Annotated in this window: 19 protein-coding genes; all 19 read left to right on the forward strand. The window is 71.9% G+C overall.

What is annotated here, in order from left to right; genetic code table 11:
• Window positions 1-63: 63 nt before the first annotated feature.
• The 19 genes from JAV76_RS06065 to JAV76_RS06155 all read left to right on the forward strand — a co-directional run bounded on the left by JAV76_RS06065 (window position 64) and on the right by JAV76_RS06155 (window position 18,023).
• The gene (locus tag JAV76_RS06065) at window positions 64-1,476 is read left to right on the forward strand and encodes a flagellar hook-length control protein FliK (protein WP_198733142.1); all 1,413 of its coding nucleotides are present in this window, start codon (window positions 64-66) and stop codon (window positions 1,474-1,476) included.
• A 13-nt stretch (window positions 1,477-1,489) separates the two neighbouring features.
• On the forward strand, window positions 1,490-1,960 hold the full coding sequence (locus JAV76_RS06070; protein WP_198733143.1) for a flagellar hook assembly protein FlgD: 471 nt from the start codon (window positions 1,490-1,492) through the stop codon (window positions 1,958-1,960).
• A gap of 24 nt (window positions 1,961-1,984) precedes the next feature.
• Window positions 1,985-3,151 carry a flagellar hook protein FlgE gene (locus JAV76_RS06075; protein ID WP_198733144.1) on the forward strand — a complete coding sequence of 389 codons (1,167 nt, stop codon included), beginning with the start codon at window positions 1,985-1,987 and terminating at the stop codon, window positions 3,149-3,151.
• Window positions 3,152-3,386: 235 nt separating this feature from the next.
• On the forward strand, window positions 3,387-3,734 hold the full coding sequence (locus JAV76_RS06080; RefSeq protein WP_307844021.1) for a flagellar FlbD family protein: 348 nt from the start codon (window positions 3,387-3,389) through the stop codon (window positions 3,732-3,734).
• A complete protein-coding gene (locus JAV76_RS06085) occupies window positions 3,735-4,502 on the forward strand; it encodes a motility protein A (protein WP_198733146.1) in 768 nt (255 codons plus the stop codon).
• Window positions 4,499-5,386 carry an OmpA family protein gene (locus JAV76_RS06090; RefSeq protein ID WP_198733147.1) on the forward strand — a complete coding sequence of 296 codons (888 nt, stop codon included), beginning with the start codon at window positions 4,499-4,501 and terminating at the stop codon, window positions 5,384-5,386. The genes JAV76_RS06085 and JAV76_RS06090 overlap by 4 nt, the downstream gene beginning before the upstream one ends.
• A 4-nt stretch (window positions 5,387-5,390) precedes the next feature.
• Window positions 5,391-5,900: a flagellar basal body-associated FliL family protein gene (locus JAV76_RS06095; protein WP_230401940.1), complete on the forward strand. Its 510-nt coding sequence runs from the start codon at window positions 5,391-5,393 to the stop codon at window positions 5,898-5,900.
• A gap of 196 nt (window positions 5,901-6,096) precedes the next feature.
• Entirely contained in the window at window positions 6,097-7,032 is a 936-nt protein-coding gene (locus tag JAV76_RS06100) for a flagellar motor switch protein FliM (protein WP_307844022.1), read from the forward strand.
• Window positions 7,029-7,733: a flagellar motor switch protein FliN gene (gene fliN / locus JAV76_RS06105; protein ID WP_198733149.1), complete on the forward strand. Its 705-nt coding sequence runs from the start codon at window positions 7,029-7,031 to the stop codon at window positions 7,731-7,733. The genes JAV76_RS06100 and fliN overlap by 4 nt, the downstream gene beginning before the upstream one ends.
• Entirely contained in the window at window positions 7,733-8,323 is a 591-nt protein-coding gene (locus JAV76_RS06110) for a FliO/MopB family protein (protein WP_198733150.1), read from the forward strand. The genes fliN and JAV76_RS06110 overlap by 1 nt, the downstream gene beginning before the upstream one ends.
• Before the next feature lie 47 nt (window positions 8,324-8,370).
• On the forward strand, window positions 8,371-9,228 hold the full coding sequence (gene fliP, locus JAV76_RS06115; RefSeq protein WP_230401966.1) for a flagellar type III secretion system pore protein FliP: 858 nt from the start codon (window positions 8,371-8,373) through the stop codon (window positions 9,226-9,228).
• 5 nt (window positions 9,229-9,233) lie between these two features.
• Window positions 9,234-9,506 (forward strand): flagellar biosynthesis protein FliQ, encoded by a 273-nt coding sequence (fliQ, locus tag JAV76_RS06120; RefSeq protein ID WP_198733151.1) that lies wholly within the window; start codon window positions 9,234-9,236, stop codon window positions 9,504-9,506.
• 7 nt (window positions 9,507-9,513) lie between these two features.
• Complete coding sequence (locus JAV76_RS06125; protein WP_198733152.1) at window positions 9,514-10,272, forward strand: flagellar biosynthetic protein FliR; 759 nt, start codon at window positions 9,514-9,516, stop codon at window positions 10,270-10,272.
• A complete protein-coding gene (locus JAV76_RS06130; RefSeq protein ID WP_198733153.1) occupies window positions 10,269-11,411 on the forward strand; it encodes an EscU/YscU/HrcU family type III secretion system export apparatus switch protein in 1,143 nt (380 codons plus the stop codon). The genes JAV76_RS06125 and JAV76_RS06130 overlap by 4 nt, the downstream gene beginning before the upstream one ends.
• Before the next feature lie 40 nt (window positions 11,412-11,451).
• Window positions 11,452-13,509 carry a flagellar biosynthesis protein FlhA gene (locus tag JAV76_RS06135; protein ID WP_198733154.1) on the forward strand — a complete coding sequence of 686 codons (2,058 nt, stop codon included), beginning with the start codon at window positions 11,452-11,454 and terminating at the stop codon, window positions 13,507-13,509.
• Entirely contained in the window at window positions 13,487-14,770 is a 1,284-nt protein-coding gene (locus JAV76_RS06140) for a hypothetical protein (RefSeq protein WP_198733155.1), read from the forward strand. Before JAV76_RS06135 ends, JAV76_RS06140 begins: the two co-directional genes overlap by 23 nt.
• 63 nt (window positions 14,771-14,833) lie before the next feature.
• Complete coding sequence (csrA, locus tag JAV76_RS06145; protein WP_198733156.1) at window positions 14,834-15,118, forward strand: carbon storage regulator CsrA; 285 nt, start codon at window positions 14,834-14,836, stop codon at window positions 15,116-15,118.
• A gap of 125 nt (window positions 15,119-15,243) precedes the next feature.
• Entirely contained in the window at window positions 15,244-17,604 is a 2,361-nt protein-coding gene (locus tag JAV76_RS15230; protein ID WP_198733157.1) for a chemotaxis protein CheA, read from the forward strand.
• On the forward strand, window positions 17,604-18,023 hold the full coding sequence (locus JAV76_RS06155) for a chemotaxis protein CheW (protein WP_198733158.1): 420 nt from the start codon (window positions 17,604-17,606) through the stop codon (window positions 18,021-18,023). The genes JAV76_RS15230 and JAV76_RS06155 overlap by 1 nt, the downstream gene beginning before the upstream one ends.
• The last annotated feature ends 116 nt before the right edge of the window (window positions 18,024-18,139 follow it).

The following is an 18,139-nucleotide window of genomic DNA, read 5'->3' on the forward strand; positions in this document are numbered from 1 at the left end:
CACACCGGCAGCACCGGCCCGCCCAGCACGCCCCACGACCGCCCGACGCCACGGAGACGCAGCATGAGCCAGATGATCGCCGCACCGCGGACGCCCGACGCCACCGGCGTCCAGGGCGCGCCCCGTGCGCAGCGCGCCCCCGGGAAGGACGCCGGCCACGACCAGTTCGCCCGGACCCTCGAGCGCGAGACCACCCCGGGGCGCCCCGCCCGCGACGACGCACGCAGCGACCGCCCCCGGTCCGCGGACGCCCAGCACGCGCGCCCCGTCGAGCGTCCCCGCCACACCGACCGGGGACGGTCCACCGACCGTGCCCCCGAGGGCGCGGCGACGACCCCGGACACCCCCGTGACCGAGCAGTCCGCCCCGGCCGACGGCGCCGCCCTCCAGCAGGGCGCGTTCATCGCGCTCCTGTCCGACGCCCGGGTCGCCGCGGACGCCACCGCCGGTCAGCCGACGGACGTGACCGCCGCACCGGCGGTCACCCAGGCCGACGCCGGTGACACGCTCGTCGCCGGGACGACGGCCGCCCCGGTGGACGGTGCGCTCGCGACGGCCACCGCGGGCGTCGAGGCGGCGACGCTCGCCGCTGGTGCCCCGGCGGCACCCGCCGGCACGTCCGCTCCCGTCGCACCCGCCGCGGCGGGAGAGCTCACGACGCCGGGTGCCCCGAGCACGGTGCGGGCCGACGCGTCCGCACCGGCGACCACCGTCCCGCTCGACGGCCGGTCCGCGCTGCCTGCACCGACCGCCCCGATCGTCGTCGAGGGGTCCACCGTCACGGTGACCTCGACGCGCGACGCGTCACCCGCCGCCGTCGTGCAGACCGCCGCGGCACCTGCGGCGCAGCAGCAGACCGGGGCGGGCGACGGCCAGCAGCTCGGTGCGGGGACACCCGCGCCCGGCGTCGTCCCGACCGCCGCCCCTCAGCCCACCGCCCCCGCGGCGGCGCCGTTCGCCCAGGCACTCGAGGCCGTCGCCGCCCCGGAGCGGACCGCGGCCCCGCAGGCTGCGCCCGCCCCGCAGCAGGCGCCGACGCTCGCCGACCAGGTGCGCGGCCCCCTCGTGGCGCTGCGGACCGCACCCCAGGGCGAGCACACGCTCACCATCCGGGTGGACCCCGAGTCCCTCGGGCCCGTCCAGGTCCGCGCGCACATCGGTGCCGACGGCATCCGCATCGAGCTCCTCGGGGCGACCGACGCCGGGCGCGACGGGCTCCGCGGGCTCCTCACCGACCTGCGCCGTGACCTCGCCGCCACCGGCATGAACGCGTCCCTCACGCTCGGCTCCGACACGCCGGGCCAGCAGGGACGCACCGCGGGCGACGCCGGTGGCGACACCCCGCGCGGCACGGGCCGCAGCACCGGCGGGGGAGCCGACGGCACCCCGGCCGACGAGACACCGGCCACCGGCCCCGACAGCTCACCCCTGACCCACCCCGCCGACGGCGCACGCCGCGTCGACGTGCTCACCTGAGGACGGACCAGAAATGACCGTAGACGCCACGACCGCCACCGGCGGCACCGGCCTGTACACGAGCACGACCGCCACGTCGGACGCCAAGAAGGAGCTCGACAACGAGACGTTCCTGACGCTCCTCGTCGCGCAGCTCAAGTACCAGGACCCCAGCTCGCCCATGGACACCACGCAGATGATGGCGCAGACCACCCAGCTCGCGTCCATGGAGCAGCTCACCACGCTCACCACGACCATGAGCGAGAGCTTCGCCCTGCAGATGCGTGTCGCCGCGGCGAACCTCATCGGCCAGGAGGTCACCTACACGAACGCCGAGGGGGAGACCGTCACCGGTGTCGCGTCCTCGGTGTCCTACAAGAACTCGGTCCCCTCGGTGACCGTCGACGGCGAGGACGTCGTGCTCGACGCCATCTCCACCGTCAAGCAGCCCGCCTCGACCACCACCGCACCCGCCGGCGCCACCGCGCCCACCACAGCCGCCTAGCCCGAACCCCCGAAGGGATCCACCATGCTCCGCTCGCTCTTCGCAGGAATCTCCGGACTCCGCTCGCACCAGACCATGCTCGACGTCACCGGCAACAACATCGCCAACGTCAACACCACCGGGTTCAAGGCCTCCCAGACCCAGTTCAAGGACACCCTCAGCCAGGTCATCACCAACGCCGGTGGTGCCCAGGCCGGCGTCGGTGGCACCAACCCCGCGCAGGTGGGGCTCGGCGTCCAGGTCGGTGGCATCACGACCAACTTCCAGCAGGGCGCCTCCCAGGTGACCAACCGCAGCACCGACATGATGATCTCCGGTGACGGGTTCTTCGTGGTGAGCAAGAACGGCCAGGACTTCTACACCCGCTCCGGCGCGTTCGACTTCGACGCCAACGGCAACCTCGTCACCGGCGAGGGAGCCCTCGTCCAGGGGTGGGCCGCCGTCGACGGTGCGGTGAACCCCAACGGGCCGCTCGTCGACCTCCGCCTGCCCACCACGGTCCTCAACGGGGCCGAGGCGACGAGCTCCGTGACCTTCGGGGGGAACCTGCCGTCCGACGCCGCCAACGGCACGACGCTCAACCGTGACGTCAAGGTCTACGACGCCCTCGGTAACGAGCGGGTCTCCACCCTGAGCTTCACCAAGAACGGCGCCGCGTGGGACCTCACGGTCGACGGCACCGCGTCCGGCCAGGTGACCTTCGGTGCGGACGGCGCCATCGCGACCCCCGCCGGGAACGTCACCGTCGCGGGCATCGCCTACGACCTCTCCGACGTCACCGGGTTCGCCAAGCTCGACAACATCGAGAAGGCCACCTCGAACGGCCAGCAGGCCGGCACGCTCCAGTCGTTCACCATCAACGCCGACGGCACCATCCTCGGGGCGTTCTCCAACGGGCTCAAGACCCCGGTGGGGCGCATCGCGCTGAGCACCTTCGCCAACCCGGTGGGCCTCGAGAAGGCCGGCGGGTCGCTCTACTCGACCACCGTGAACTCCGGCGACGCCCAGATCGGCGCAGCGGGCGCCGGCGGCCGCGGCACCCTCGTCGGCGGGGCCCTCGAGATGTCCAACGTGGACCTCTCCCAGGAGTTCACCAACCTCATCATCGCCCAGCGCGGCTTCCAGGCGAACTCCCGCGTCATCACCACCTCCGACGAGATGCTCCAAGAGCTCGTCAACCTCAAGCGCTGACGTCGCGGCCCCTGCCGCACCCCGAGCGTGACCCAGGGCCACGTGCGCTCCCGCACGTGGCCCTGGGCACGCCCGGGGGCCTCCCGCGCGCCCTCCCCAGGGCGCGCAGGTGGCGCTCTTCACCTGCCGCCACCTGCGGCGAAGCCTCATACCGGGGCCCACCCCGCCGAAGGGTCCCGTGTGGGTTCATGGACGGACCCCGCACCATCCCACGGACGGATTTCCAGTGATAGTCGTGACGCGCCTCAACGGGCCCCCCTTCGCGGTCAACCCCGACCTCGTGCAGCGCATCGACAGCGCCCCCGACACGATCCTCACGCTCGTGGACGGCACCAAGTACATCGTCCAGGAGACGATGCACGAGGTCATCGAGCGCATCAACGAGCACCGCTCGCGGATGATCGCCCGCGCCCAGGAGATCCAGCGCGACGACGAGGACACGGAGCGCCACGAGCGCAGCGGACGCCCGGACCTGCGCGCCGCCCCCACCCTTCCCGACGACGAGCCCGTCGCGCTCCCGGTCCGCCGCGAGCGCCACACCGAGCTCTCGCTCGTCACGCACCTCTCCGAGGAGGACGTCTAGATGGATCCGGCAACTCTCATCGGTGTGCTCGCGGCGCTCGGCGCCATCCTCACGATGATCATCCTCGAGGGCGCGAGCCCCATGGCCGTGCTCCTGCCGGCCCCGATGATCCTCGTGTTCGGCGGCACGTTCTTCGTGGCCGTCGCCGGCGGCACCCTCAAGGACGCGCTCTCGTCGCTCAAGGCGCTGCCCAAGGCGTTCACCAGCAAGCCGAAGTCGTCGACCGAGTCGATCGACACCCTCGTGAGCCTCGCCGACCGCGCTCGCCGCGAGGGCCTGCTCGCCCTCGAGGACGCCGCACGCGACATCGACGACGACTTCCTCAAGGACGGCCTGCGGTCCGCGATCGACGGCACCGACCCCGAGGACCTCCGTGCGCTCCTCGAGGACCGCATCCACTCGAAGAAGGTCTCCGACAAGACCGACTACAAGTTCTTCACCGACATGGGCGGTTACGCGCCGACCATCGGCATCGTCGGGACCGTCATCTCCCTCGTGCACGTCCTCGAGAACCTCTCCAACCCCGAGGAGCTCGGCCACATGATCGCCGCGGCCTTCGTCGCGACCCTCTGGGGCATCCTCTCCGCCAACGTCCTGTGGCTGCCCATCGGCAACAAGCTCCGCCGGCTCTCCGACCTCGAGTGCGCCCAGATGGAGCTCGTCGTCGAGGGCCTGCTGTCCGTCCAGGCCGGGGCCAACCCGCGCCTCGTCGGCGAGCGCCTCCGCAGCCTCCTGCCCCCGGGCGAACAGGTCAAGGAAGCCGCATGAGCAGCGGGGGAGGTGGACGCAAGGGCAAGAAGCAGATCGAGGAGGAGCACGAGAACCACGAACGGTGGCTCGTGAGCTATGCCGACATGATGACCGTCTTCGCGGCCCTCTTCATCGTGCTCTACGCCATCAGCCAGGTCGACGAGGCCAAGTTCGACCAGCTGCGCCAGTCGCTCGCGGCCGGGTTCGGGTCCCCCCAGGTGTCCATCCTCACCGACGGCACCGGGCCCCTGACCGACACGAGCAGCAGCGTCGTGGTCCCGAGCATCTCCGAGATCGTCCCCCAGGTGACCTCCGACACCGCCCAGGAGCTCGGCGAGCCCGCCGACGGCGGGGGCGACGCGACCAACCCGGCGGACCTCGCCGCAGCCCGCGCCGAGTACGGCAGCTTCGAGGACCTGGCGGAGGCCATCAACGCGGCGCTCGCCGCCCAGGGCCTGCCCGGCGTGCTCCAGTTCAAGATCGACGAACGCGGGCTCGTCATCGGCATGGTCACCGACGAGGTCTTCTTCGCGGCCGACAGCGCCCAGCTGACGCCCACCTCCCAGAAGGTGATCGACACCATGTCGCCGTACCTCGTGGCGATCCCCAACGAGATCTCCATCGAGGGGCACGCGAACACGGTGCCCACCTCGCGGTACTCCTCGAACTGGGAGCTGTCCTCCGACCGCGCCACGCAGGTGCTGCGCCGCATGGTCGAGACCGACGGCATGCCCGGCGCCCGCATCGCGGCCACCGGCTACGGACAGTCCCGCCCGCTGCTCCCCAACGACACCGACGCAGGCCTCGAGGCGAACCGCCGCGTGGACCTCGTCGTCCTCAGCAACCAGCCCGAACGGATCAGGGAGCTCCTCCCCATGGTCCCCACACTCGAGAAGGGGTGAGCACATGCCCATCGAACAACGCGTCATGAACGCGCCCGCCCGGCCCACCGCGGCGCCGTCCGGCGGCATCAAGCCCAAGAAGGACGCACCCGCCGCCGAACCCGAGGCACCGGCGAAGAAGAGCAAGAAGCTCCTGTTCATCATCGGCGGCGCTGTCGTCGCCGCAGCCGCCGGGGCGTACTTCTTCCTCTTCGCAGGCTCCGGCGAGGAGAAGGCCGAGCCCGAGCCCGTCCCGGGCGAGGTGCTCACCGTCGAGGCCATGAGCCTCAACCTCGCCGACGGCCACTACCTGCGCCTCGGCCTCGGGCTCCAGCTCATCGCCGACCTCCACCACGACGTCGACGCCGCCAAGGCCCGCGACGCGGCCATCGCCCTGTTCTCCGGGCGTACCGTCGCGGACGTCACCAACCCCGAGACCCGCGACGCCCTCAAGGCTGAGCTCGCCGAGACCCTCATCCACGACTACCACGGAGAGGTGATCGAGGTCTATCTGACGGACTACGTCACGCAGTGATCCCAGCCTTCGCGGAGACCGCGACGACTCACTGATCGAGACCCAGTGACCGGCACGGATGCCGGTGAGTCGGGGCGCCATGGAGGGCGCCGCACGACCCTCGCAGCACGACCTGCGAGGGGCAGGACCCACGGACCCACGGTTCGTCGTCCCACTTTTCCTCATACCTCGACCGAGGGCGCCGATGGTGCTATTCGTGACGGTTCAGGACATGGCGCGCGGCAGTGCGCGTCGACAGCGCTCAGGCTCCCCGGAGACCTACGACTTCCGACGACCCATGACGCTCGCCCGGGAGCACGGCCGGGCGTTCGAGATGGCGTTCGAGACATTCGCGCGGCAGTGGGGCACACAGCTCACGTCGCGCCTGCGGGTCATGGTCGGGGTCACCCTCGACAGCGTCGAGATGGTCTCCTACGACCAGTACGTGCGACGCCTCGACAACCACACCACCATGGTGCTGTGCGGCGTCGAGCAGACCCGCGCCACCGCCGTGCTGCAGATCCCCAGCGACACGACGCTCCTGTGGATCGACTACGTGCTCGGCGGCCCCGGCCTCGTCCGCGAGGAGGCGCCCCGCGAGCTCACCGAGATCGAGACGACCCTCGTCACGGACATGCTCTCCAGCGCCCTCGCCGACCTCCGCTACGCGTTCGCGTCGGTCGTCCCGCTCGACGTGCGCATCCGGTCCATCCAGTACAACCCCCAGTTCGTGCAGGCCGTGCCCGCCTCCGAGGCCGTCATCGTCGCCACCTTCTCCCTCGACGTGGCAGACCGCCCCACGACCACCACCTTCATGGTGCCCGCCGAGGTCCTCCTCGGCCCCATGCGCGAGGGGGAGGGCGTCGTCGTCCACTCCCGCGAGGAGCTCGAGGCCAAGCAGGAAGCCAGCGACCGCCTCCACCGCACCATCCACACCGTCCCCGTGGACGTGTCCGTGCGGCTCGCCCCGCGCACCATCCACCCCCGCGACGTCGTGCACCTCGCCGTCGGCGAGGTCATCCCCATGAACCACCCCGTCTCCCGACCGCTCGACGTGGTCGTCGACGGCCGCGTCCTCGCACGCGGCGTCGCAGGGAACAACGGACGACAACTGGCCTGCAAGATCGTGGACGCTGAGGAGAACGACCGATGAACACCACCCCCGCCACCGCAGGCGAGCTCGCCCAGAAGGCCGCCGACGCGCTCGCGGCCCTCGTGCCCTCCGACGTGCCGCTCGTGGCCGTCGCCCGCCCCCTCACGGACGGCCCGACGCCCGACGAGGTGAGCGTCCGCGCCTCCTACGTCGGCGCACGCAGCGCCGACCTCGTCGTCGTCGCCCGCGCCGCCGTCCAGGAGGCCCTCGCCGGTGCCGGGGCGCTCGTGTCCATCGCCGACGCGCTGCGCCCGGCCCTCGAGGCAGCTGCCGCGGCCCTCGGCGAGGGTGTCCTCGGCGAGGCGCAGATCCGCGACGCGGGCACCGCCTTCGACGCCGACGGCCTCGAGCTGTTCGCCCTCGAGGCCGCCGGGGAGGTCCGCGGCTGGTTCGGCCTCCGGGTCGCCGCCGAGCAGGCCGCCCCCGCGTCGACCGGTTCCCCGGCCCGCGCCGAGAACCTCCGCCTCCTCTACGACGTCGAGATGACGCTCACCGCCGAGATCGGTCGTGCGAAGCTCCCCGTCCGTCAGGTCCTCGACCTCACGCCCGGAACCGTCGTCGAGCTCGACCGCGTGGCCGGCAGCCCCGCCGACCTCATGGTCAACGGCCGCCTCATCGCCCGCGGCGAGGTCGTCGTCGTCGACGAGGACTACGGGCTGCGCATCACGGAGATCCTCGACACCTCCGAGGCCACCGCCTGATGGACACCGCCGTCGTCGTCCTGCGCGCCGCCCTGTCCCTCGCGGCGGTGCTCGGACTCATCTGGTACGCGGGCCGGCGCCTGTCGGACACCTCCGCCTCCGAGCGGGGGGACGGGCCCCTCGGGCGCCTGCTCACGCGCTCGGGGCTGCGCCCCGCCAGCCGCCGCACGGCCCGCGGCCTGCGGACCCCCGGGGTGACGATGGCGGTCGTCGGCCGCCAGGTGCTCGGCCCCCGGGCCAGCGTCGCGGTGCTCGACGTCGGCGACCAGCGGCTCGTGCTCGGCGTCACCGACGCCGGCGTGAACGTCCTCAGCACGCAGGCGGTGCCCGCCGCCGAGGAGGTCCCCGACGAGCTCCCCGCGGGAGAGGTCCGTGAGGAGATCGACGTCACGGCCGCCCTCACCCTCGTCAAGGCTCTGCCCGAGGAGACCGAGGACGCCGGGACCGGCGTCGCGTCGCCCGCCACCGCGGCCCCCGTCCCCGCAGCGGCCCCCGCCGCCGGCGGGGGAGCCCTCGACGGCTCCGTCCTGTCACCCGCGACGTGGCGCCAGGCGCTCACCGTCATGCAGTCACGCACGGTCAGACGGTGAACCCCGCGCCCCGCACACCCCCGGCAGCACGCCGGGCGGTGCAGACGATGCTGCTCGCGCTCGTCGTCCTCCTCCTCGCCGCGGCGGCCACCGTGCTCGCCCCGGCCCACGCCGTGGCCGCACCGGTCGACGTCTCCACCGTCCTGCCCGCCGCCCCCGGCGACCCGGACGAGCCGATCGCACCCGTCGAGGGCGTGGACGGCGTCGGCGTCGCCCCCGTGGAGGGCGTCGAGGGCAGCGACGGCATCCTGTCCGTCGACATCGACGGCACCAACGCCAAGCCGAGCGACTCCATCGTGGTCCTCCTCGGGATCACGCTGCTGTCCGTCGTCCCCTCGCTGCTGCTCATGATGACGAGCTTCACCAAGATCTTCGTGGTGCTCGCCCTCACCCGCAACGCCCTCGGCCTCACCAGCGTCCCGCCCAACCAGGTGCTCGCCGGCCTCGCCCTCTTCCTGTCCCTGTTCATCATGGGACCGGTCCTCTCCGAGGTGAACAGCCTCGGCGTCCAGCCCTACGTGGACGGCGGCCTCGGCTTCACGCAGGCCGTCGAGGCGGGGTCCGCCCCGCTGCGCGAGTTCATGCTCGGGCAGACCCGCGAGGAGGACATCGCCCTCATCACCCGTGCGGCCGAGCAGCCCAACCCCGAGGACCCGGCGTCCGTGCCGATGCTCACCCTCATCCCCGCGTTCATGCTCTCCGAGCTCCGCGCGGCCTTCATCATCGGGTTCGTCATCTTCATCCCGTTCCTCGTCATCGACCTCGTCGTCTCCGCGGCGCTCATGTCGATGGGAATGATGATGCTCCCGCCCGTGATGATCTCCCTGCCCTTCAAGATCCTGCTCTTCGTCCTCGTGGACGGATGGGGCCTGATCATCACCGCCCTCGTCGGCAGCTACGGATAACCGCCATGGACACCTCAGCCGTCCTCGACATCGGGGTCCAGGGCCTCATCATCGCCGCGAAGCTCTGCGCACCGATCCTCGTCACCGCCCTCGTCGTGGGCTTCGCCGTCTCCCTCCTGCAGTCCATCACCCAGGTGCAGGAGGTGACCCTGAGCTTCGTGCCCAAGGCCATCGCGGTGTCGCTCGCCCTCCTCATCTGCGGGCACTGGATGATCGCGGAGATGGTCGGCTTCACCCACGAGATGTTCGCGCGGATCCCCGCGCTCCTCGGCGGGTGACCCGACCATGACCCTCAGCCTCTCGCTCGCCTCCCTCGAGGCCCTCATGCTCGTCGGCGTGCGGATCGTCGCGTTCCTCGTGGTCGCGCCACCGTTCTCCCACAAGGGCATCCCGGGGACCGTCAAGGTGATGCTCGCGCTGGGGCTGGCGCTCGCCATCATGCCGAGGGTCACCACCGAGGCGTCGTCGAGCACGGGCGCCTACGTTCTGAACCTCCTCGGGCAGGCCGTCATCGGCCTCGCCCTCGGGTACCTCGTCGCCCTCGTCTTCGCGGCCGTGCAGTCCGCCGGGGCGATCATCGACCTCATGGGCGGGTTCTCCCTGGCCCAGGGGTTCGACCCCATGACGCAGGTCAACGGCGCGCAGTTCGCGCGGCTCTACCAGCTCACCGCGGTCGTCCTGCTCTTCGTGTCGGACGGCTACCAGCTCGTGATCGGAGGACTCGTGCGGACGTTCGACGCGCTGCCCCTCGGCACGCCCCTGAACCTCGCCGCCGTCGGCGAGTCCGCCGTGCAGGGCGTCACCGGGATGTTCCTCGCCGCCCTGCAGATCGCCGGCCCCCTCGTCGTCGTCCTGTTCCTCGCCGACGTCGGCCTCGGCCTCCTCACCCGTGTGGCACCCGCGCTCAACGCGTTCGCCCTCGGCTTCCCGCTGAAGATCCTCCTCACGGTGAGCCTCGGGTCCATGACCTTCCTCGCGATGCCCCGCATCGTGGAGGCCCTCACCGGGACCGCCGTCGAGACCATGCTGGGGGTGACCCGATGAGCCAGGACTCCGGTGAGAAGACCGAGAAGGCCACCCCCAAGCGGATGAAGCAGGTCCGCAAGGACGGGTCGCTGCAGCGGTCCCAGGACCTCAGCGCGTGGCTCGGCATCGGTTCCGCCGTGATCACCCTGCCCATGGTCCTCGACCGCGGGAAGGCTGCCGCGTCGGAGCAGATGATCGCGGTGCGGCACGTCATCGCCGACCCGGACCCCCAGCAGGTCGTCGAGCTCCTCGGCACCGGGATGGGATCCATCCTCGTGTCGGTGACACCGATGATGATCGCGGTCGTCCTCGCAGCCCTCATCGCCAACGCGGCGCAGGGCGGGGTGCGCATCGCCACCAAGAAGCTCAAGCCCCGCTTCGACCAGTTCAACATCCTCAAGGGCATCAAGAACACCTTCGGGATGCAGTCGCTGTGGCAGGGCGTCAAGGCCCTGCTCAAGACCCTCGTGGTCGGCGGCGTCCTCTACCTGGCCGTCGTCAAGCTCATGCCCGTGCTCCTCACGGCGGGCGGCCTGTCCGTCGCGGCCCTGCTGTCCGCCGCCGGCGGGGGCATCGGCCTGCTCCTGTGGAGCGCGGTCGCGGCAGGTCTCGTGCTTGCCGTGGCGGACATCGTGGTCGTCATGAAGCGCAACATGAAGAAGACCCGCATGTCGATGCACGAGGTCAAGCAGGAGAACAAGCAGTCCGAGGGCGACCCGCTCCTCAAGGGCGCCATCCGCTCCAAGCAGATCGCCATGAGCCGCAACCGCATGATCGCGGAGGTCGCCAACGCCGACGTGGTCCTCGTGAACCCCACCCACGTCGCCGTCGCCCTGCGGTACGAGCCCGGCAAAGGCGCACCCCGGGTGGTCGCGAAGGGCGCCGGGCACGTCGCGGCGCGCATCCGCGAGATCGCCGCCGAGAAGCGCGTGCCCATGGTGGAGGACGTCCCGCTCGCCCGAGCCCTCCACGGGGCGTGCGAGCTCAACCAGGAGATCCCCGCCGACCTGTACACCGCGGTCGCCCAGGTCCTCGCCTTCGTCATGGCGCTCAAGCGCCGCGGCGGCGGCGGAGGAGGCATCCGGACGATGCCGACCGCCACCACCGTCCCGCCCCGGGCACCCGCCGGGCCCACGCAGAGGACCGCAGCCGCATGACCCACCACGCCAGCCCATCGACCAAGGAGAACGGGCCCTCATGAAGAACCGAGAGATCGCCAAGATGGCAGTCCCCGTCGGGATCGTCGGGGTCGTGCTCCTGCTCGTCGTGCCCCTCCCCGCCTGGATGCTCGACTTCCTCATCGTCGTGAACATCGTCGTGTCGCTCGTCATCCTCCTGACGACCATGTACGTCAAGCGGCCCCTCGACTTCTCCGTGTTCCCCTCGCTGCTGCTCGTCGCGACGCTCTTCCGGCTGGGCCTCAACGTGGCCTCCACGCGCCTCGTGCTGCGCGACGGCTACGCGGGCGAGGTCATCGGCGCCTTCGGGCACTTCGTGGTGGGCGGGTCCCTGATCATCGGGCTCGTGATCTTCCTCATCCTCGTCGTCATCCAGTTCGTGGTCATCACCAACGGTGCGGGGCGCGTCGCCGAGGTGGGCGCGCGCTTCACCCTCGACGCGATGCCCGGCAAGCAGATGGCCATCGACGCCGACCTCAACTCGGGCCTCATCACCGAGGACCAGGCGCGCCAGCGCCGTGCCGACGTCGCCGCGGAGGCCGACTTCTACGGCGCGATGGACGGTGGGTCCAAGTTCGTCAAGGGCGACGCGATCGCCGGCATCATCATCACGCTCATCAACCTCGCCGGTGGCTTCGCGATCGGCATGACGCAGCGCGGCATGACGGCGGGGGAGTCGCTCGAGACGTACAGCCTCCTCACCATCGGCGACGGTCTGGTCACGCAGATCCCCGCCCTCCTGCTCTCGGTCTCCACCGGCCTCATCGTCACGCGTGCCACCGCCTCCGCCGACCTCGGGACCTCGGCGAGCAAGCAGCTCTCGCAGTCGCGCACCTCGCTCCTCATCGCCGGCGGTGCGTCCCTCGCGCTCGCCCTGCTCCCCGGGATGCCCAAGCTGCCGTTCGTCATCGTCGGGTCCCTGCTCCTCGTCGCGGCCCAGCGCATCAAGGCGAACGCCGCGAAGGTCGAGAAGGAGGAGCTGCTCGAGCAGGCCGTCGCCACCGCGGGCCCGTCGGCCGACACCCCGGAGAAGCTCATCGAGGAGATGCGGGTCTCTGCCCTGGAGATCCTCCTCGCCCCCGACCTCGTCGACCTCGTGAACAGCGGGTCCGACGACGACCTCCTGGCCCGCATCCGCGGTCTGCGCCGCAAGATCGCCCTCGAGCTCGGCGTCGTGGTCCCGCCGGTGCGGACCCGCGACTCCGTGGAGCTCCCCGCGTCGACCTACGTGCTGCGCATCTCCGGTGTCGAGGCCGCGCGCGGCGAGGTCCCCCCGGGCCGGGTGCTGGCGCTCGGCGACGACCTCGGCTCCCTGCCGGGCGTCGAGGTCCACGAGCCCGTGTTCGGTCTCGCCGGCAAGTGGGTCCCCACGGAGATGCGCTTCGCGGCCGAGATGACCGGGGCCACCGTCGTGGACCGGGTGTCGGTCCTCATCACGCACCTGAGCAGCGTCATCAGCCAGAACGCCGACCGCCTGCTCAGCCGCGAGGACGTCCGCGTCCTCACGGAGGGCGTCAAGCAGGTCAACCCGTCCGTCGTCGACGAGCTCGTGCCCACCCTCCTGTCGCTCGGTGAGGTGCAGCGGGTGCTGCAGCGCATGCTCGGCGAGCAGGTGCCCATCCGCGACCTCGGCCGCATCTACGAGGCGCTCACCCTCCGCGCGAAGGTGAGCACCGACCCGGAGGGCCTCGTCGAGGCCGCTCGGCTCGCCCTCGCCCCGGCCATCACGGCCCAGCACGTGCGCGACGGCGTGCTGCGCGTCATGACCATCGACCCCGTGCTCGAGCAGGCGCTCCTCGAGGGCCTGCGCCCGGGCGACCAGGGCAGCCAGATCCTCCTCGACCCCGTTCGCCTCGACGCCATGCTCCGGTCCTTCGCGACCGGCCGCGGGGCGGCCGAGGGTGCGGGGAGCCCCGTCGTGCTCGTGTGCGCCCCGGCGTTGCGTCCTGCCCTGCACTCGCTCGTCGCCCTCCAGCACGGCGAGGCGCCCGTGCTGTCCTACGCTGAGGTGACGGGTGCAGGTGTGAGGATCGAGGCCGTGGGGGTGGTCCGTGATGCCGAGACGATTGCTGCTTGAGGGAGCCGACCTCGAGACGCTGCTGCTGCGCGTCCGGGCGGAGATGGGCCCGACCGCCCGCGTCGTCAAGGCCGAGCGAGTCCGCTCGGGCGGCGTCGCCGGGTTCTTCGCCAAGGAACGCTACGAGCTGACCGTCGACGTGCCCGACACCGGATCCGCCGGTCCCGTCCGGCCGGGGCCTGCCGGTGCCGTGCGTCCAGGTGCCCCGGGGAGCCCGCAGGCACCGTTGTCCCTGCCCGTGCAGATCGTCACCCCGGCGGCCGGGGCCGGTGCCGCAGGGTCCGGCCCGGCCGCACCGATGGGCATCGAGGCGCTCCTCGACGCCGCCGACGCGGGGGACGGCGCCGTCGCGGAGGACGAGGTGCCCGTGTCCACCGAGCGCGACTCCTTCGCGTCGGTCCTCGACTCCGTGCGCCAGCTCGCCGCGCAGACCCGCTCCGAGGGCGGGGCGGCCGGGCCCGCCGCGCCGGAGGTGCTCGTCGAGGAGGCCACCACGCCTGCGCAGCCGGTGGTGGCGCCGGTGGTCGAGCCCCCGGCCGTCGCCCCTCCCGTGGTCCTCGGCAAGACCGTCCGCCCGGCGGAGTTCGTCAGTGTGCGGACCACGGGGGCGACGCTCCCGGAGCTCGTGGACCTCGGCGTCCCGCGGCGTCTCCTCGCCGACCTCCCGCCGGGCCAGGGCCGGTACACGCTGTCCGAGGTCATGTCGCGGGTGCCCCGCGCACCGCAGGTGGTGCGCGAGCCCGCCTCCGTCGTCGTCGTCGCCGGTCAGGGGGAGTCCGTCGTGGAGGCGGCGCAGGTGGTCGCCCGCCGGCTCGGGGTCCCGGACACGTCGATCGCGCTCGCCGGGCGCCTGTCGCCGCAGACCGGCTTCGGTCCGTGGGTCCTCACGGGCATGTCGGCCCGCCGCCTGCGGGCCGCGACGGTGGAGAGCGAGGAGCCGCTCGTCGTGGCCCTCGGTGTGGGCGCCGACGCCTCCGACTGGTCCCTCGCGTCGGGGCTCGTGGGGGCGTTCGACCCCGACCAGGTGTGGGCGGCCGTCGAGGCCGACCGGTCCGTGCAGGACGTGCGGCGGTGGATGCGCGCCGTGGGGCAGGTGCGGTCCTTCGACGCGGTCGCGGCGTGCCGGGTGGCGACGACGAGCGCCCCCGCGCGGGTCCTCGAGCTCGACGTCCCGGTGGGGCTCATCGACGGGGTGCCCGCCTCCGCGCCCGTGTGGGCGGCGACCCTGAGCGAGCACCTCGCCGACCCGGTGTGGGACTGACCGTCCGCCGCGCCGGTGCGCGCACCGCCCCGCGGTGACGGGTGCTGGGGTAGTCTCGGCAGCATGCTGGTGCTGAGTCGACGCGTGGGGGAGCAGCTCCTCATCGGCGACGACATCGTCGTCACGATCATCGAGACCCGTGGTGACGGGGTCCGGATCGGCATCGACGCGCCGCGGTCCATGCGCGTCAACCGCGCCGAGATCGTCGAGGCCGTCAAGGACTCCAACCGGGCGGCTGTCCAGGCCGACGAGGGAGCCGAGGACGTGCTCCGTCGGCTCGTCACCCCGGCGGCACCGCCCGCCGCGAGGCCCGCGACACCGGAGACCCCCGGGGTCCCCGAGAACTGACGCTTCACATACCGCGGGTATTTCATCCGCGGTGGCCTGCAGATTCCCTCATGAAACGCGGCGGACGTCCGATCTTCTCCTGTGACGGGTAGCCCCACCCGTCGTTACGTGGAGGGAGTCCGTCAGTGGACGACATTGACGACATCGTCAGGGAGTTCCTGGTCGAGAGCTACGAGAACCTGGACCAGCTGGACCAGGACCTGGTCGCGCTCGAGAGCACACCGGACTCGCGAGACCTGCTGTCGAGCGTGTTCCGCACCATCCACACGATCAAGGGCACGAGCGGCTTCCTCGCCTTCTCCGACCTCGAGCGCGTCGCCCACGTGGGTGAGAGCCTCCTCGTCGAGCTGCGCGACGGCCGCCGCCTCATGGACCAGCACACGACCGACGTGCTGCTCCGCATGGTCGACACCATCCGTGAGCTGCTCGGCCGCATCGAGGCCACCGGCGGGGAGAGCGGCGTCGAGGTCGACGTCGTGGTCGCAGCCATCCAGCGGACCCTCGACGGAGCGACGAGCCACGAGGACGCCCCGGCGTCCGTCGAGGCCTCCGTCGCCGACGAGGCCCCCTCCGAGGAGCCTGCCCCCGCAGCCGCTCCCGTCTCGGGCATCAAGGTCGCGGCTCCCGCCGCACCCGCGCCCGCCACCCCAGAACCGACGTCGGCGTCCCTCGCCTCCCCCCCTGCAGGGGCGCCGACGTCTCCCAAGCCCGCGGGCACGCCGGCAGGCAAGCCCGGCGCAGGCCTCGCGCCGGAGGTCTCCGAGGTCACCGCCTCGCGCGCCCCGACGGAGACGTCCATCCGCGTCGACGTCGACCTCCTCGACGCCCTCATGCGGCAGGTCGGCGAGCTCGTGCTCGTCCGCAACCAGATCGCCCAGCTCTCCGGGTCGGACACCGACGCCGAGCTCACGCGGTCCTCGCAGCGCCTCAACCTCATCGCCTCCGAGCTGCAGGAAGGGGTCATGAAGACCCGCATGCAGCCCATCGAGCACATCTGGTCCAAGATGCCGCGCATCGTGCGCGACCTCGCGGCTGCGTGCGGCGTCGAGGTCCGCCTCGAGATGGTCGGCGGCGACACCGAGCTCGACCGCAGCCTCCTGGAGTCCGTCAAGGACCCCCTGACGCACCTCGTGCGCAACGCCATCGACCACGGTATCGAGTCGCCTGCCGAGCGCGTCGCCGCGGGCAAGTCCTCCACCGGTGTCCTCACCCTCCGGGCGTACCACGCCGGCGGTCAGGTCATGGTCGAGGTCCGCGACGACGGCGCCGGCATCGACCCGCACAAGGTCGCCGCGAAGGCTCTCGAGCGTGGTCTGAAGACCACCGAGCAGCTCGACGCCATGTCCACCGGCGACCTCCTCAACCTCCTCTTCCTCCCCGGCTTCTCCACCGCCGCCGTCGTCACCAACGTGTCCGGCCGTGGCGTCGGCATGGACGTGGTGCGCAGCAACATCGAGGCCATCGGTGGCGCCGTGGAGGTCGACAGCGACGTGGGCCGCGGCACCACGTGGCGCCTGCGCATCCCGCTCACCCTCGCGATCATGCCCGCGCTCACCGTGCGCTCGGGCAACGAGATCTACGCGATCCCGCAGGTCAACCTCCAGGAGCTCGTGGCCCTCGACGCGCAGAAGATGCGCGAGTCGATCGAGCACATCGGTGCCGCCGAGGTCTTCCGCCTGCGCGGCTCCCTCCTTCCCCTGGTGCGCCTCAGCGACGTCATGGAGCGCTCCGCCGACGCGGCCGACTCCGCCGTCATCGCCGTGCTCCAGGCCGACAACCAGCGCTTCGGGCTCATCGTCGACCGCGTCCTCAACAACGAGGAGATCGTCGTCAAGCCCCTCACCGCCCAGCTCAAGGCCATCGGCATCTACGCCGGCGCCACGCTCATGGGCGACGGGCAGGTCGCGCTCATCCTCGACGTCCAGGCCATCACCCGCCGGTCGCTGTCCGGCGACCTCGCCGAGCAGGACGGCCGCCTCCTCGAGGAGCGCGCCGCCGGTGGCCGCGAGGCCCAGGAGCTCCTCGTCGTGGGGATCGGGTCCGGGCGTCGCGTGGCGATCCCCCTCGCCGCCGTCACCCGCCTCGAGCAGGTCTCCCCGGACCGCCTCGAGCTCGTCGGCGGTCACGAGGTCATCCAGTACCGGGACGCCATCGTCCCCGTCATGCGCCTGGCCCGCACTCTCGGGTCCTTCCAGGAGGACGGCGACCAGCTGCCCCTCGTGGTCTTCACCCGTGGCGACCGCACGGTCGCCATGGTCGTCAGCGAGATCCTCGAGATCATCAGCGACGAGGGCGCCGAGCGCAGCGCCGTCGACGACATCGGGCTCCTCGGCTCGATCGTCCTGTCGGGCCGCGTCACCGAGGTCCTCGACGTCCCGTCGGCCCTCACCCAGGCCGACCCCCTCTTCTACGCCGGTGACCCCGACGACCACCACGCCGACGGTCACGGGACCGCGCAGGCCCACGCAGAGATGGTAGGTGTGTGATGTCCACCCAGTACGTGACCTTCCGCATCGGCGAGGCCCTCTACGGCGTCGAGGTGATGCGCATCTCGGAGACGCTCGGCCACCACCCCCGCACCCCGGTGCCCCTCGCCCCGGCCGGCATCGCCGGCCTCGTGAACCTCCGCGGCCAGGTCGTCATGACCGTCGACCTCCGGCCGCGGCTCGGCCTCGAGCCGCTCGACCCGCACGCGGAGTCGATGATGGTGGTCGTCGAGATCGAGGACGACTCGATCAGTCTCCTCGTCGACGAGGTCGGCGAGGTCCTCATGCTCGACGACGACCAGTTCGAGACCCCTCCGGACACCCTCAGCCCGGGTGCGCGAGAGCTCATCACCGGGGCGTTCAAGCTCGAGTCCGGGCTGCTCCTCACCCTCGACGTCGACGCGGCGCTCGCCGCCTGACGTGACGCCCGGCCCTGAGTGACGGCCGGTCGACGACCGCACCACCCCCTCGGCGGTCGTCCTGATGCACCCGTGTCCCCCCTCACGGGTGGTACCACCTCGCCGCACCCCCTCGC

This window comes from Sanguibacter suaedae (assembly GCF_016342785.1).
Classification (GTDB): Bacteria; Actinomycetota; Actinomycetes; order Actinomycetales; family Cellulomonadaceae; genus Sanguibacter; species Sanguibacter suaedae.